Source organism: Agromyces soli (assembly GCF_022811605.1).
Lineage (GTDB): Bacteria > Actinomycetota > Actinomycetes > Actinomycetales > Microbacteriaceae > Agromyces > Agromyces soli.
Map to the genome: position 1 here is coordinate 3,386,871 of NZ_CP094533.1, position 15,398 is coordinate 3,402,268.

14 protein-coding genes are annotated in these 15,398 nt (G+C 72.1%); 2 read left to right on the forward strand and 12 right to left on the reverse strand.

Features of this window, described 5'->3' with window-relative positions:
- The first annotated feature begins 44 nt into the window (after positions 1–44).
- Positions 45–1,331 carry a uracil-xanthine permease family protein gene (locus MTP13_RS16275; RefSeq protein WP_243568704.1) on the forward strand — a complete coding sequence of 429 codons (1,287 nt, stop codon included), beginning with the start codon at positions 45–47 and terminating at the stop codon, positions 1,329–1,331.
- A gap of 67 nt (positions 1,332–1,398) precedes the next feature.
- On the opposite strand, the gene MTP13_RS16280 is transcribed toward MTP13_RS16275, so the two are convergent.
- The 8 genes from MTP13_RS16280 to MTP13_RS16315 all read right to left on the reverse strand — a co-directional run bounded on the left by MTP13_RS16280 (position 1,399) and on the right by MTP13_RS16315 (position 11,259).
- Positions 1,399–2,862 carry an NCS2 family permease gene (locus MTP13_RS16280; protein WP_243568705.1) on the reverse strand — a complete coding sequence of 488 codons (1,464 nt, stop codon included), beginning with the start codon at positions 2,860–2,862 and terminating at the stop codon, positions 1,399–1,401.
- Positions 2,863–2,939: 77 nt separating this feature from the next.
- Entirely contained in the window at positions 2,940–3,290 is a 351-nt protein-coding gene (locus MTP13_RS16285) for a peptidase (RefSeq protein WP_243568706.1), read from the reverse strand.
- Positions 3,287–4,465, reverse strand: a complete 1,179-nt coding sequence (locus tag MTP13_RS16290; RefSeq protein ID WP_243568707.1) for an inorganic phosphate transporter — start codon at positions 4,463–4,465, stop codon at positions 3,287–3,289. Before MTP13_RS16290 ends, MTP13_RS16285 begins: the two co-directional genes overlap by 4 nt.
- 108 nt (positions 4,466–4,573) lie before the next feature.
- Entirely contained in the window at positions 4,574–5,056 is a 483-nt protein-coding gene (locus MTP13_RS16295) for an 8-oxo-dGTP diphosphatase (RefSeq protein ID WP_243568708.1), read from the reverse strand.
- A gap of 14 nt (positions 5,057–5,070) precedes the next feature.
- The gene (locus MTP13_RS16300) at positions 5,071–6,102 is read right to left on the reverse strand and encodes a 6-phosphofructokinase (RefSeq protein WP_243568709.1); all 1,032 of its coding nucleotides are present in this window, start codon (positions 6,100–6,102) and stop codon (positions 5,071–5,073) included.
- A 149-nt stretch (positions 6,103–6,251) separates the two neighbouring features.
- Positions 6,252–8,375, reverse strand: coding sequence for a DEAD/DEAH box helicase (locus tag MTP13_RS16305; protein ID WP_243568710.1), 2,124 nt, complete (start codon positions 8,373–8,375; stop codon positions 6,252–6,254).
- Positions 8,376–8,630: 255 nt separating this feature from the next.
- A complete protein-coding gene (locus MTP13_RS16310) occupies positions 8,631–9,365 on the reverse strand; it encodes a ZIP family metal transporter (protein WP_243570870.1) in 735 nt (244 codons plus the stop codon).
- Positions 9,366–9,399: 34 nt separating this feature from the next.
- Positions 9,400–11,259 carry a DUF2207 domain-containing protein gene (locus tag MTP13_RS16315; protein WP_243568711.1) on the reverse strand — a complete coding sequence of 620 codons (1,860 nt, stop codon included), beginning with the start codon at positions 11,257–11,259 and terminating at the stop codon, positions 9,400–9,402.
- 82 nt (positions 11,260–11,341) lie between these two features.
- Between MTP13_RS16315 and MTP13_RS16320 the strand changes: the two genes are divergently transcribed.
- A complete protein-coding gene (locus MTP13_RS16320; RefSeq protein WP_243568712.1) occupies positions 11,342–11,620 on the forward strand; it encodes a metal-sensitive transcriptional regulator in 279 nt (92 codons plus the stop codon).
- A 38-nt stretch (positions 11,621–11,658) separates the two neighbouring features.
- Here the strand turns inward: MTP13_RS16320 and MTP13_RS16325 are convergent, their stop codons facing one another.
- From MTP13_RS16325 to deoC, 4 genes are read right to left on the reverse strand one after another with little or no spacing between them, the layout of a single operon-like run.
- Entirely contained in the window at positions 11,659–11,919 is a 261-nt protein-coding gene (locus MTP13_RS16325; RefSeq protein WP_243568713.1) for a hypothetical protein, read from the reverse strand.
- Positions 11,920–11,921: 2 nt separating this feature from the next.
- The gene (locus MTP13_RS16330) at positions 11,922–12,782 is read right to left on the reverse strand and encodes an aldehyde dehydrogenase family protein (RefSeq protein WP_243568714.1); all 861 of its coding nucleotides are present in this window, start codon (positions 12,780–12,782) and stop codon (positions 11,922–11,924) included.
- On the reverse strand, positions 12,779–14,368 hold the full coding sequence (locus MTP13_RS16335; RefSeq protein ID WP_243568715.1) for an aldehyde dehydrogenase family protein: 1,590 nt from the start codon (positions 14,366–14,368) through the stop codon (positions 12,779–12,781). The genes MTP13_RS16330 and MTP13_RS16335 overlap by 4 nt, the downstream gene beginning before the upstream one ends.
- 17 nt (positions 14,369–14,385) lie before the next feature.
- Positions 14,386–15,393 carry a deoxyribose-phosphate aldolase gene (deoC, locus tag MTP13_RS16340; RefSeq protein ID WP_243568716.1) on the reverse strand — a complete coding sequence of 336 codons (1,008 nt, stop codon included), beginning with the start codon at positions 15,391–15,393 and terminating at the stop codon, positions 14,386–14,388.
- Positions 15,394–15,398: the final 5 nt, after the last annotated feature.

Genomic DNA, 15,398 nt, shown 5'->3' on the forward strand with positions numbered 1-15,398 from the left:
CGACCCGCGCCGACGGGCACCCCCACCACGCGAAACGGAGCCCCATGGCACTCCCCTGGACCCTTCACGGCGACGGCAAGACCGTCGCCCCGGGCGAGGTCGTCGCCCCCGGCGAACGCCTGAGCTGGCCGCGCACCATCGGCCTCGGCGCGCAGCACGTCGTCGCCATGTTCGGCGCCACCTTCCTCGTGCCCCTGCTCACCGGGTTCCCGCCGGCGACGACGGTGCTGTTCTCCGGCATCGGCACGATCCTCTTCCTGGTGATCACGCAGAACCGGCTGCCGAGCTACCTCGGCTCCTCGTTCGCGTTCATCGCCCCGGTCACCGCCGCGCTCGCCGCCGAGCAGGCGGCCGACCCGATGGGCGCGGCGCTCTTCGGCATCGTCGCCGTCGGCGTCATGCTCGCCCTCATCGGCGCGCTCGTGATCTGGACCGGCACCGGCTGGATCGACGTGCTCATGCCGCCGGTCGTCGCGGGTGCGATCGTCGCGCTCATCGGTCTGAACCTCGCCCCGGCGGCGAAGTCCAACTTCGATCAGGCCCCGCTCACCGCGCTCATCACGCTCGCGGCGGTGCTGCTCACGACCGTGCTGTTCCGCGGCATCCTGGGGCGGATCTCGATCCTCATCGGCGTACTCGTCGGCTACGTCGCGGCCGTGCTGCAGGGCCAGGTCGACTTCGAGGCGATCCAGCAGGCCGCCTGGGTCGGCCTGCCCGAGTTCCACCTCGCCGGCAACCCCTTCGCCGACGCGGCGCTCTGGGGCCTGCTGCCCGCCTTCCTGCCGATCGTGCTCGTGCTCATCGCCGAGAACGTGGGCCACGTGCGCGGTGTCGCGCAGATGACCGACCCCGCGGTCAACCGGCAGACCGGCCGCGCCCTCTTCGCCGACGGCATCGCGACCACCATCGCGGGCTTCTTCGGCGGCTCGGGCACCACGACGTACGGCGAGAACATCGGCGTCATGGCGGCGACGCGCGTCTACTCGACGGCCGCGTACTGGGTGGCCGGCTTCGTCGCGATCCTGCTCGGCCTCTCGCCGAAGTTCGGGGCGCTCGTGAACACGATCCCCGCGGGCGTGCTCGGTGGCGCCACGGTCGCCCTGTACGGTCTCATCGGCATCATCGGCGTGAAGATCTGGGTCGACAACAAGGTCGACTTCTCGCGCCCGGTGAACCAGTTCACGGCCGCGACGGCGCTCATCATCGGCATCGCGAACTTCACGATCCAGTTCGGCACCGTCGTCTTCAACGGCATCGCGCTCGGCACGGTCGCCGCGATCGTCGTGTACCACGCGATGAACGCCATCGGGAAGGCGCGCGGCACGGCGTAGCCCCGCCTCGAACGACGGATGCCCCGGGCAGCAGTGCTGCCCGGGGCATCCGTGCGTCACCCGCCGATCAGGCGAACAGCGCCTCCACCGGGCCACGGGCGAAGTAGAGCAGGAAGCCGGCCGCGACGATCCACAGCAGCGGGCTGATCTCGCGGGCCTTGCCGCCGAGCGAACGCACCACGACCCAGGCGATGAAGCCCGCGCCGATGCCGTTCGCGATCGAGTACGTGAGCGGCATGACGGTGACCGCGAGGAATACCGGCAGCAGCACCGAGAAGTCGCTGAAGTCGATGTAGCGGATCTGCGACATCATCAGCGCGCCGACGATCACGAGCGCCGCCGCGGCGACCTCGGTCGGCACGATCGACACGAGCGGCGTGAAGAACATCGCGAGCAGGAACAGCACACCCGTCACGACGTTCGCGAAGCCCGTGCGGGCGCCCTCGCCGATGCCGGCGCCCGACTCGATGAAGACGGTGTTCGAGGAGCCCGAGGTGAAACCGCCCGCGACGGCGCCGACGCCCTCGACGACGAGGGCCGACTTGATGCGCGGGAAGTCGCCGCGCTCGTCCGCGAGGCCGGCCTCCTTCGACAGGCCGGTCATGGTGCCCATGGCGTCGAAGAAGTTCGTGAACACGAGGGTGAAGACCAGCATGAGGGCCGCCAGCACGCCGATGCGCTCGAAGGAGCCGAAGGAGACCTGGCCGACGAGCGAGAGGTCGGGCAGGCTCACGGGCGAGCCGGACAGCTCCGGCACCGAGAGGCCCCAGCCGTTCGGGTTCACGAGCTCGCCGTTCGCGATCTTCGGGCCGAGGTTCCAGATCGCCTCGATGACGACCGCGAGCACGGTGCCCGAGACGAGGCCGATGAGGATGCCGCCCTTCACCTTGCGGGCGACGAGCACGCCGGTGATGAGGAGGGTGAGGATGAAGACGAGGCTCGGCACGGTCGCGACCGAGCCGCCGGCGCCGAGGCCGACCGGCGGCGAGGAGACGCCCGTCGCGGTCACGAAGCCGGCGTCAACGAAGCCGATGAAGGCGATGAACAGGCCGATGCCGACCGTGATCGCGAGCTTCAACTGGATCGGCACCGCGTTGAAGATCATGCGCCGCAGGCCGGTGGCCGCGAGCAGCACGATGATGAGGCCGTTCACGACGACGAGGCCCATCGCCTCGGGCCAGGTGACCTGCCCGACGACGGAGACCGCGAGGAAGGAGTTGATGCCGAGGCCCGCGGCGAAGCCGAACGGCAGCCGCGCGACGACGCCGAAGAGGATCGTCATGACGCCCGCGGTGAGGCCCGTGACCGCCGACAGCTGGGCGAAGCCGAGCTGGTTGCCGTCGACGTCGACGCCGGAGGACAGGATGATCGGGTTCAGGATCACGATGTAGGCCATCGTCACGAAGGTGACGATGCCGCCTCGGATCTCGGTGCCGACGGACGAGCCGCGGGCGGTGATCTCGAAGAAGCGGTCGAACGCGTTCTTGGGGGTCTGCTGCGGGGTGTCAGCAGTCGGGGTCGTGGTCGTCATTGGCTGCGCCTTCTGTGGGGTCGCCGAGCGTGCGCTCGGAGGTGGGGAATCCGAAGGGTGATGCAGCGACTCGGGCGTCAGGCCCCGCCGACGAGCCGCGTGAGGTGCTCGCCGAGGATCAGGTAGATCCCGACGAGCACGGCGATCGCGCTCAGCGCGAAGCACCCCCACGCTCCGAAGAGCGCGAGCCGCTTCTGGCCTTCCGTGAGCGGACTCTTCTTGGCCGCCTTCGCGGCGCGCTTCGCTGCGGCCTTGATCTCGGCGGGCGTGACGATGGTGATCGCGTCGGTGAACTCGGCGGGGGTGACGAGCGGGGTGCGACCCGACAGGGTGAGCAGGCGGATGCCGAGCGCGTACGCGCTCACGACGACGCAGGCCCCGACGAGCGCGGAGACGAGGACGAGGAGGAAGGCGGCCCAGTCGATCACTTCTTCGCCTTCCGCTTGGGCTTCGGGTTGCGCTTGATCTTCACGGCGCGACCGGAGTCCGCCACCTCGGAGACCACGTTGTGGTGGGAGACTTCGCTTCGCCTGGACCACATGAAGATGCCGATGATGACGATGACGCCGACGACCGCGTCGATGATGACGCCGCCGACGCCGAGGTGGGCGACGAGCGCGGCGAGCGCGCCGACCGCGCCCGCGGCGGGCAGCGTCAGCAGCCAGCCGACGCCGATGCGCCCGGCCGTGCGCCAGCGCACCTTCGAGCCGCGCCGGCCGAGACCGGAGCCGATCACCGAGCCCGAGGCGACCTGGGTCGTCGAGAGCGCGAAGCCGACGTGGCTCGAGGCGAGGATCGTCGCGGCGGTCGCGGTCTCGGCGGCGAAGCCCTGCGCGGGCTTCACGTCGGTGAGCCCCGTGCCGAGGGTCTTGATGATGCGCCAGCCGCCCATGTAGGTGCCCAGCGCGATCGCGACGGCGCAGGTGACGATGACCCACCACTGCACGTCGCTGCCCGGCGCCTGCAGGTTCGCGGCGACGAGCGTGAGCGTGATGACGCCCATCGTCTTCTGCGCGTCGTTCGTGCCGTGCGCGAGCGCGACGAGCGAGGAGGAGAACACCTGCGCGTAGCGGAAGCCGTCGCGGCCGTCGGGCTTGCCGTCGTAGCGCCGGGTGATCGCGTAGGCGAGCTTCGTCGCGGCGTAGGCGACGAGCCCGGCGGTGAGCGGTGCGAGCAGGGCCGGCAGGATGACCTTCGAGACGACGACCGGGAAGTCGATCGCCCCGAGGCCGGCGCCCACGATCGCCGCGCCGATGAGGCCGCCGAACAGGGCGTGGCTGGACGAGGACGGGAGCCCCATCAGCCACGTGATCATGTTCCAGACCACGGCGCCGATGAGGCCGGCGAACACGAGCTCGGGCGTGATCAGCACGCCGCCGTCGCCCTCGCGGATGATGCCGCCCGAGATGGTCTTCGCCACCTCGGTGGAGAGGAACGCGCCGACGAGGTTCAGGATCGCGGCGAGCGTGACCGCGGTCTTCGGCCGGAGCGCCCCGGTGGCGATCGGCGTCGCCATGGCGTTCGCCGTGTCGTGGAAGCCGTTCGTGAAGTCGAAGAACAACGCCAGTGCGATGACCAGCACGACGATGAGGGTGAGATCCACCGGCGCCTTTCTGTAGTGGACGCTGCCTCTTGTGATCGGTGAAGACGTTCACCAGAAGTTCATGGGGTATCGCTTGCGGCCTCCGGGGAGCCCGCGCACCCGTCGATCCTACGCGACGGACGGGCCCGGTTCCACCACGGTCGCGAGATCGTCCCCGAAGACGAAGGAGCGCTCGACCCGGCCCCCCGCGAGCACGCCCGGAAGCCATCGCGAGGCGTCGTCCCACATCCGCTCGAGCGGCACCTCCTCGACCGGGAACCACTCGGGATCGAGCTCGTCGGACGCGCGCGGTTCCCCCCGCCATTCGCGGCAGACGAAGACGTGCGAGCGCTGGCTCCACGACTCCCGAGTGGGGAAGCGGTAGTCGACGACGCCCCGCGCCTCGAGGTCGGCCGGGACGACGTCGAGGCCGACCTCCTCGGCCACCTCGCGGACGCACGCGGCGGCCGGGGTCTCCCCCGGCTCGAGCTTGCCGCCTGGTGCGACGAGCCGCCCCTCGCCGAGGCCGTGCTTCTTGCGCCCGAGGAGCACCTCGAACCGCCCCTCCCGCTCGCGCAGGAGGTAGCACACGCACACCTCGGGATGCCGCATCCGTCGCGCCGGCCTCAGCCGAAGAGGATCCTGGCCTCGTCGTAGCGCGACTGCGGCACCGTGTTCAGGCTGCCGGTCGCCTCGGCGATCGAGACCGTGCGGATGTCGGTGCCGCGCAGCGTCACCATGGAGCCCCAGGCCTCGTCGTAGACCGCCTCGACGGCGGCCATGCCGAGCCGGGTGGCGAGCACCCGGTCGTAGGCGCTCGGCTCGCCGCCGCGCTGGATGTGGCCGAGCACGGTCGCCCGGGACTCGATGCCCGTGCGCTCCTCGATCATCGGCGCGAGCACGTCGGCGATGCCGCCGAGGCGCGGCCGGTTGAACGCGTCGAGGCCCTTGTGCGAGTGCGGCTCGTCCATGCCGGGCAGGGTGAAGCCCTCGGCGACCACCACGAGCGGGGCGCGGCCGCGCGAACGCACCGACTCGACCCACTCGCAGATCTGCTCGATCGATTGGGGCTGCTCGGGGATGAGGATGGCGTGCGCGCCGCCCGCCATGCCGGAGTGCAGCGCGATCCAGCCGACGTGGCGGCCCATGACCTCGAGCACCATGCAGCGGCCGTGCGAGTCGGCCGTCGTGCGGAGGCGGTCGATGGCCTCGGTCGCGATCTCCACGGCCGTGTCGAAGCCGAAGGAGTAGTCGGTCGCCGCGAGGTCGTTGTCGATGGTCTTCGGCACGCCGACGACCTTGATGCCGCCCTCGTCGTAGAGCCGGCGGGCCGCCGTCAGCGTGCCCTCGCCGCCGATCGCGATGATCGCGTCGATGCCGTACTCGTCGAGGGTGCGCTGGATGTGCTCAGGGCCGCCGAACTCGCCCTCGAAGGGATTGGTGCGGCTCGAGTGCAGGATGGTGCCGCCCTGTCGGGCGAGGCCGCGCACGTCGTGCCGCGTGATGGGCACGATGTCGCGCTCGACGACGCCGCGCCAGCCCCAGCGGAAGCCGACGAACTCGGTGTCGTGGGAGATGACGCCCTTCAGCACGGCGCCGCGGATGACCGCGTTGAGTCCGGGGCAGTCGCCGCCGGAGGTGAGCAGGCCGATCTTCATATGTGCACGTCTCCTGGGGAAGTGGGAAGGCGGGAAGGGTGCATGACCACGTCGGCGGGGTCGAATCGGAGTCTATACGCTCCTCGACTGGGTGCTGAGACGGCGGCGGGGCCGGGGCGTTCGCCCCGACCCCGCCGCCGACGGATCGCTCAGAGCGCGCCGTCGAGCGCCTGCCGCAGGAGGTGCTGCAGCGCATCGAGCTGCACCGAGTCCGCCGAACCGGGCTCGACGTCCTGGCCGTCGAGCGCGCGGGCGGCGAGGCCCTGCTTCTGGTCGATGAGCTCCGCGATGCGCGCGTCGATCGTGTGCGCGGCGATGATCCGCCACGCGGTGACCGGCTCGTCCTGACCGATGCGGTGCACGCGGTCGATCGCCTGCGTCTGCTCGGCGCTCGTCCAGCTGAGCTCGGCGAGCACGACGTTCGAGGCCGCCTGCAGGTTGACGCCGACGCCGGCCGCCGTGAGCGAGCAGACCGCGACGTGCACCTCGGGGTCCGAGTTGAACGCGTCGATCGCCGCCTGGCGGGCGAGCGCCGTCTGGTCGCCGCGGAGCGACACCGTGCGGATCTCGCGCGCCGCGAAGGCGGCCTCGGCCTGGTCCATGACGTCGATGTGCTTCGCGAAGAAGACGACCTTGCCGACCGAGCGGGCGAGCTGGGCGGCGTAGTCCGCCGCGAGCCCGGCCTTCGCCTGGCCGATGCGGCGCACCATCGTGAAGACGTTCTCGCCGGACTTCGCCTGCTTCGACTCCTCGAGCTCGGCGCTCGCGACCGCGCGGACGAACTGGTCGCGGGTGTCCTCGTCGAGGTCGCCCACACGCAGGTCGCGCGCCTCGACGAGCGCCCGGAAGCGCTGCACGAGCCGGTTGCCGAGCTCGCGCTCGGCGGCCCGCACGGAGCGTCCCAGCTCGTCGTCGAGCTCCACGGGGAGGTCGGCGATGCGCTTGGCGGGCAGGTCGGCGGCGACGTCGACCTTGCGGCGGCGGACGATGCCGAGGTCGATGACCGCGCGGCGCGCCTCGGCGTAGAAGCCGTGGTCGGCGGGCGTGAGCCCGATGCGCTCGAGCTCGGCGAGGAGCTGCGGGGCCGGCTTGTCGCCGTCGATCCAGCCGAGGAACTGCCAGATCGCCCGGAAGTCGTCGACGTCGTTGATGAGCGGGGTGCCGGTGAGGGCGAGCAGCAGCGGGTCGCCGCCGGGGGCGCTGCGGCGGATGCGCTCGGCGAGGGCGAGCACGTTCTTCGAGCGCTGCGACCCGAGGTTCTTGATGAAGTGCGCCTCGTCGACGACCATGCCGCGGAAGCCGAGGGTCGACAGCCACGACATGTGCCGGTCGAGCACGTCGTAGTTCACCACGACGACGTCGGCGAAGGCGTCGACGGTCTGCCCGTCGCCGTGGATGACCGTGGCGCGCCGCTGCGGCGTCCAGCGCTCGACCTCGCGGGCCCAGTTCATCTTCACGACGTTCGGCACCACGGCGAGCAGCGGGTAGGCATCGGCGACGGAGGCGGCGAGCACCGACTGCGCCGTCTTGCCGAGTCCCGGCTCGTCGGCGAGCAGGAAGGTGCGGTGGCCGAGCCGGGCGGCCTCGACGAAGCGGGCCTGGTGCTTCATGAGCTCGAGGCCGCGCGGGGTGACCCGGTCGATCTTCGGCGCCTCGGGCAGCGGCATCGTCGCCGACTGGCCGCCCGAGCCGAGCTCGAAAGCCTTGAACAGCGGGCTCAGCAGCTCCCAGTTCGCGAGGCGTCGGGCCGGGACGGCCGGCTGCGGCTGCTGCGAGAAGTCGGGGGCGAGGAACGGGCTCGCGAGCTGCCGCGACTTCACGGAGCGCGGCACGACCTGGTTCTCGGCGAGCATCGGGGCGGGCTCCGGCTCGCGCGTGATGATGAGCTCGTCGGCGCTGAGCTCGGCGCCGGACTCGAGCAGCCAGTCGCGGCGGAAGCGCTGCGCGACCGTGGAGATCGAGGCATCCGGCTCGAGCAGGGTGATGAGGCTCGTGTCGCGCGCCGCCGTCTTGGCGAGGATCTGGGCGATGCCGTCGAGGCGCTTCAGCAGCTCGGCGCGCTGCGCATCGCTGAGCTCCGGATCGGCCTTGACGCGGGTGCGCTCCTCGCGCATGAGCAGGGCGATCACCTGGAACTTGGTCCGGTTCGTCGGGCCGAGCTTGTTCTTCTGCGCCTTCTGCTCGACCTCGCGCACCTTGCGCGCGAGGATCGGGATGATGGGCGCGTCGTCGTCGCGGGAGCGCGTGCGCGAGCGCTGCCTGGTCTGGGCCATGGTCCTCCGGTCTCTTGGCCGTCGCGCCGGGCGTCGGCCCGTTCGGAACGACGACTCCCCCTCGCGGCCTCCGGCTGACGGATGCCGCACGATCGGAACCGCGGACTGCGCGGTGTCGATCATCGACTGCAGGGCGGCATCTGGGACGGCTGGCGCGGATCGCACCGCCTGCCCCTGAGCGGAATCGCCCGGCGCACCCCTCATTCTAGCGGGATTCGACCCGAACAGGCGAGTTCACGGGGATCGGCGCGGCGCTCAGCCGCCGAGCACGTGCACGGTGTAGCTGAGCAGGAACCCCGCGGTCGCGAGCAGGCCGGTCGCGGCGTGGGCGGTGCGGAACGCCTCGGGGATCATCGTGTCGCAGATCATCGCCAGGATGGCTCCGGCCGCGATGGCGGTGACGACGGCGGTCGTCTCGCCGCTCGCCTCGTCGAGCAGCACGAAGCCGGCGATCGCCGAGAGGGCGCTCGCGACGGCGATCCCCGACCAGAGCAGCAGCACGTAGCGCCGGCTCCGGCCTGCGGCCTTCAGCTCGGCGGTGCTCGACAGCCCCTCCGGCAGGTTGGAGATGAGGATGGCGACGAAGACGGGCACGCTGACCCCTGCCCCGCCGACCATGCTGAGCCCCAGCACGGCGGACTCGGGGATGCCGTCGAGCAGCGCGCCGACCGCGATGCCCGTGCCGGTGCCCGGGTCCTCGCCGCTGCCGGGGCGGTTGCGCTGGTCGAGCCGGTCGAGCAGCTGGTTCAGCACGACGTAGACGACCGCGCCGCCCGCGAAGCCGAGCACCGTCGGCCAGAGCCCGCCCTGCTCCTGCGCCTCGAGCACGAGATCGAAGGCGAGCGCGGAGACGAGCACCCCGGCGCCGAAGGCCATGATGCCGGCGACGATCGGTCTCGGGACGTCGACGTACCAGGCGACGAGCGCACCGATCAGGAGGGCGCCGCCGGCGAGCAGGCCGGCGATGCCCGGGGCGATCCACTCGGGGATCACCGGCGGGCCTCCGGGCCGGCCGGCGTCGCGCTCACAGTCCGCCGCCTCCGCCGCCGCCCCCGCCGCCGCCCGAGAAGCCCCCGCCGCCCGAACCGCTCGAGGAGGAGCTCGAGCTCGACCCCGACCATGAGCTCGACGAGCTCGTCGAGAAGGCGGAGACCCCCGCGCTGAACGCGAGCGCGTCGAACGGCCCGCGCCCCGCGTACCACTCGGGCTGGGCCCCGCGCTCCGCGTACTCGGCGGCGAGCACCCGGCTCCACTCCCGCTCGATGCCGAAGATCACCGCGTACGGCAGCAGCTTCTCGTGCAGCTTCAGCACGGCTTCGGGGCCGCCGGTGCGCAGCGCGCCCTGCGGGCTCTGCAGCATTCGGATGCGGTCGGCCTCCGCGAGTCGCAGGTAGACGCGCAGCCCCTCGAGGTGGTCCTTCGCCGCGCGGCCCGGCTCGGTCAGCGGGCGCACGTCGATCACCGCGAACGCGGCGGCGAGCACCGCGAGGATACCGAGGACGAGGCCGAGCACGGGCCACCCGCCGCCCATCGCCTGGTCGAGGGCGACGATGCCGAAGACGACGCCCGCGATGCCGCCCAGCAGGGCGAGGAGCCCCAGCAGCAGGCGCGGGCCGACGGGCGGCGTGCGTCGGAGCCCCTCCGTCACCACGCGGCTGCGGACGGCGCTGCGAAGCGCGAGCAGCTTCTTGCCGAGCGCGGTGTCCTGCTGCTTCAGCTCGCGCCGACCGCTCGTGGCGAAGAGCTCGCGCAGCACCTGGTCGGCGTCGGGGTCCGGCCCCTCGCCGCCGCCGTACTCGACGGCGAAGCGCTTCGGAGCGAGCTCGACGACCCGGAGCCGGTGCTGCACCGCGAGCTGCAGGATCGTCGCCGTGACGCCCTTGCCCGGCTGTCCGACGAGCTCGGCGGCCTCCATGACGCTGAGCCCGGGCGGCGGCTCGTACTGGGCGATGATCGTGCCGCGTCCCGGATGGTCGCGCCATCGCGTGGCCCGGGCGACGATGGCCGCGCCCGCGGCGCCGAGGGCGAGGAGCGCTCCCCCGGCCCCGGCGAGCGCCGCGGGCGAGGAGGTGAAGGCGTCGTCGCGCGGCACGAAGGTGCCGGGCTCGAAGGCCAGCGCAACCGTGAGGTTCTGGTACGGCCCGAGCGCCTCGGCCGTGGCGACGGCCCCCGTCTCGCCGAGCTCGAGCGAGGTGCACGGCGTGTTCGAGCCCGACGGGCCCTGGTAGCAGGCGCCCTCCCCGGTGAAGCCCGCGGCCGCCCCGCCCGCGAGCCGCACCTCGGCGCTCACCCGGCCGAAGGGCTGCGCCCAGCCGGTGCCGTTCACGTCCCAGTAGAACTCGTCGATCGGCCGGTCGTCGGGCACGTGCGTGACATTGTGCTGGCGGTACTCGATGACGTAGCTCTGCCGGCCGTGCACGTACTCGTCGCCCGCGATCGAGACGAGCAGGAACTCGTCGTCGTCGTCGGGCTCGGTCGAGTAGGCGCGCGGCGTGCCGTGCTCGTCGGTCACCGAGCGCACCTCGAGGTCGACCGGGTGACCGTCGTAGGAGAGCGGGATGGCCCGGCGGATGCCCCGGTTCTGGTCGAACTCGGGGAACACGGCGACGAGCGTCTCGGTGGTGTCGAGCACGGACCGGCCGTCCTCGTCGGTGCCGAGCTCGTACACGGCGTCGAAGGAGTCGAAGACGAAGTCGTCGGTGCCCGCGGGCAGCACGGACACGCCGGCCGGCGCCGCTGTCTCGGCCGAGGCGAGCGCGGGTGCGGGCGCCGCCGCACCGCCAGGGCCCGCGAAGGCGAGCGGGGCGCCGGCGAGCGCGAGCCCGGCGCCGGCGAGGAGGCCGGCCACGAGGGCGACGGCGGTGCGGGGCATCCGACGGCTCATGCTGCCACCGTAGCGAATCCGGCCCCGCGCTTGGACCGAATACCCCGGTCGGTACTGCATTCGCAGCCGCTATCCTGAGGGGGTGATCGAGGACATCAAGAAGCGGGCGCTGCACCGCACGAAGATCATCGAGGGCCAGCTGCGCGGCATCGAGAAGATGATCGAGAACGAGGACTACTGCGTCGACATCATCACGCTGTCGCTCGCGGTGCAGAAGTCCCTCGGCTCGCTGAACAAGCTGCTCGTGGAGAACCACCTGCGCACCCACGTGAGCCACCAGTACGAGGCCGGCGGCGAGCAGCGCGAAGCCGCCGTCGCCGAGCTGATCCGCATCTTCGAGCTGTCGAACAACCGCAGCTGAGCCTCGCCCGGCGCCCGAACCTGAGCCCGAGCCGGAGCTCAGCCCCCGCCGCGCCGCTCGTTGCCGCGCCGGTAGTTGCCGGTCGCGCGGGCGAGCAGGTGCTGCACGGCGAGTTCGTCACCGGCGGACTCGGCCCGCTCCAGGCGCGCGATGAGGCGCGCCGCCTCCGCTCCCCCGACGGTCACGACGTGCCGGCCGCCGCGGGAGACGAGCAGGCCGCCGGCCGCCGTGGCGCGCCACGCGAACGGATCGTCGACGAGACGACCGCGTTCGTCGGAGGCGCCCCGGCGACCGGCCACGATCAGCGCAGGCTCTTCGTGTGCCAGACCGTCTTCGTCTCGGTGAAGCCGACGATGCGCTCGAGGCTCGGCGCCGCGGCGTCCGTCCCCTGCTCGGGGCGGTGCACCCGCTTCAGGGTGTCGGCCGCCGCGATCTCGAGGTCGATCCAGTCGAGCGCGCCCGCGCCGACGAGGTCGAGCGCGTTGACGTCGGCGTGGCTCGCGAGCCACGGGGCGATCTCGGCGGGCGAGCCCGTGAGCACGTTGACGACGCCCTTCGGCACGTCGCTCGTGGCGAGCACCTCGGCGAGCGAGATGGCCGACAGCGGGAAGCGCTCGCTCGCGACGACGACGACCGCGTTGCCGGCGACGAGCGCGGGGGCGACCGCCGAGACGAGGCCGAGGAGCGCGGAATCCTGCGGCGCGACGATCGCGACGACCCCCGTGGGTTCCGGCACCGAGAGGTTGAAGTAGGGGCCGGCGACCGGGTTGGCGTTGCCCGCGACCTGTGCGAACTTGTCGGCCCAGCCCGCGTACCAGACCCAGCGGTCGATGGCCTCGTCGACCTGCGCGCCGGCCGCGGCGCGGGAGACGCCCTCGGCCTCCTCGATCTCGGCGACGAACTGGGCCCGGCGGCCCTCGAGCAGCTCGGCGATGCGGTAGAGCACCTGGCCGCGGTTGTAGGCGGTGGCGCCGGCCCAGCCCGCGACGGCGCCGCGGGCCGCGACGACCGCGTCCCTGGCGTCCTTGCGCGAGGCCTTCGCCGCGTTGGCGAGGAACCCGCCCGACGCGTTCGTCACCTCGTAGGTGCGGCCCGACTCGCTGCGGGGGAAGGCCCCGCCGATGAACAGCTTGTACGTCTTCGGCACGGTGAGGCGGCTCACTTCGCGGCTCCCTTCTCAGCGGACTTGCTCGATCGACGGCTCCGCTTCGCGGGGGCCGGCTTCGCCTCGGCATCCGCCTTCGCGGCGGGGCTCGCCTTCGCGGCGGGCGCGGCGGATGCCTCGACGGCGCGCGCGGCGCGCGCGCTGCGGCTCGTGGCGGGCGCGAGGTAGGCGCCGAGCCCGTGCCGGCCGCCCTCGCGGCCGTAGCCGGACTCCTTGTAGCCGCCGAACGGGCTCGCGGGGTCGAAGCGGTTGAAGGTGTTCGCCCAGATGACGCCCGCCCGGAGCTGATCGGCGACCGCGAGGATGCGGCTGCCCTTGTCGCTCCAGATGCCGGCCGAGAGGCCGTACGGGGTGTTGTTCGCCTTCGCGATCGCCTCCTGCGGGGTGCGGAAGCTCAGCACCGAGAGCACCGGGCCGAACACCTCCTCGCGGGCGATGCGGTGGCTCGTCTCGACGCCCGTGAAGATCGTCGGCGCGAACCAGAAGCCCTCGGCGGGCAGCTCGCACGGTGCGCTCCAGCGCTCGGCGCCCTCGGCCACGCCGACGTCGCTGAGCTCGCGGATGCGGGCGAGCTGCGCGGCGGAGTTGATGGCGCCGATGTCGGTGTTCTTGTCGAGCGGGTCGCCGAGGCGGAGCGTGGAGAGGCGCTGCTTCAGCCGGTCGACGACCTCGTCGTGGATGTTCTCCTGCACGAGCAGGCGGCTGCCGGCGCAGCACACGTGCCCCTGGTTGAAGAAGATGCCGTTGACGATGCCCTCGATCGCCTGGTCGATGGGCGCGTCGTCGAAGACGATGTTCGCCGCCTTGCCGCCGAGCTCGAGGGTGACCTTCTTCTGCGTGCCGGCGACCTGCTTCGCGATCGCCCGGCCGACGCCCGTCGAGCCGGTGAAGGCGACCTTGTCGACGTCGGCGGCGACGAGCGCCGCGCCCGTCTCGCCCGCGCCGGTGACGATGTTCACGACGCCGGCGGGCAGCTCGGCCTGCTGCAGGATCTCGGCGAAGAGCAGCGCCGTGAGCGGGGTCGTCTCGGCCGGCTTCAGCACGACCGTGTTGCCCGCGGCGAGCGCCGGCGCGATCTTCCACGCGAGCATGAGCAGCGGGAAGTTCCACGGGATGACCTGCCCGGCGACGCCGAGGGCGCGCGGGTCGGCCCCGAGGCCAGCGTGGTCGAGCTTGTCGGCCCAGCCCGCGTAGTAGAAGAACCAGGCGGCGACGAGCGGCACGTCGACGTCGCGCGACTCCTTGATCGGCTTGCCGTTGTCGAGCGACTCGGCGACCGCGAGCTCGCGGGCGCGCTCCTGCACGAGGCGGGCGATGCGGAAGAGGTACTTGCCGCGGTCCCGGCCGCTCATCTTCGACCAGACCCGCTCGTAGGCGCGCCGGGCGGCGGCGACGGCGTCGGCCACGTCCTCCGCGTTGGCCGAGGCGATCTCGGCGATCCGCTCCTCGCTCGCCGGGGAGATCGTCTGGAACGGCGTGCCGCGGCCGTCGACGAACTCGCCGTCGATGAAGAGGCCGTAGCGGTCGCGGAGCGACAGGATGGCCCGGGACTCCGGGGCCGGTGCGTATTCGAGGAAGCTCATCTCAGGTCTCGTCTCGGTCAGTCGATGGTCACGTAGTCGGCGCCGGAGTAGTGCCCGCTCGCGAGCTTCTGGCGCTGCAGCAGCACGTCGTTCAGCAGGCTGGAGGCGCCGAAGCGGAAGAGGTGCGGCACGAGCCACTCCTCGCCCACGGTCTCGGCGACGGTGACGAGGTACTTGATGGCGTCCTTCGAGGTGCGGATGCCGCCGGCCGGCTTCACGCCCACCTTGTGGCCGGTGAGGCGGTGCCAGTCGCGGACGACCTCGAGCATCAGCAGGGTCACGGGCAGGGTCGCGGCGGGCTGCACCTTGCCGGTCGAGGTCTTGATGAAGTCGCCGCCGGCGAGGATCGAGAGCCAGGAGGCGCGGCGCACGTTGTCGTACGTCACGAGCTCGCCGGTCTCGAGGATCACCTTGAGGCTCGCGCTCGTGCCGTCGGGACGGCGGCAGGCCTCTTTCACGGCGGCGATCTGGTCGAAGACGAGCCCGTAGCGACCGGCGAGGAACGCCCCGCGGTCGATCACCATGTCGATCTCGTCGGCGCCGGCCGCGACGGCCTCGGCCGTGTCGGCGAGCTTGATGTCGAGCGAGGAGCGGCCGGACGGGAAGGCGGTCGCGACCGCCGCGACCGAGATGCCGCCGTCGTCGGGGTCGCCGTGGGCGGCACCGAGCGCCTCGACCGCGTACGGGACCATGTCGCCGTAGACGCAGACGGCGGCGACCCGCGGGGTGCCGGGCTCGGCGGGGTCGGGGTTCTGCGCCTTCGCGACGAGCGAGCGCACCTTGCCGGGGGTGTCCGCCCCCTCGAGCGTGGTCAGGTCGATGAGCGAGATGATGCGGTCGAGGGCCCAGGCCTTCGAGCTGGTCTTGACGGAGCGGGTGCCGAGCGCGGCCGCCCGCTGTTCGAGGCCGACCGCGTCGACGCCGGGGATGCCGTGCAGATAGCGGCGGAGCGTCGCGTCGTCGGGGTCGCCGCCGAGCACGGCGAGCGCGCGCTCGCGGGCGGTGACGAGGGTGGTGCCAGTCATCGTGG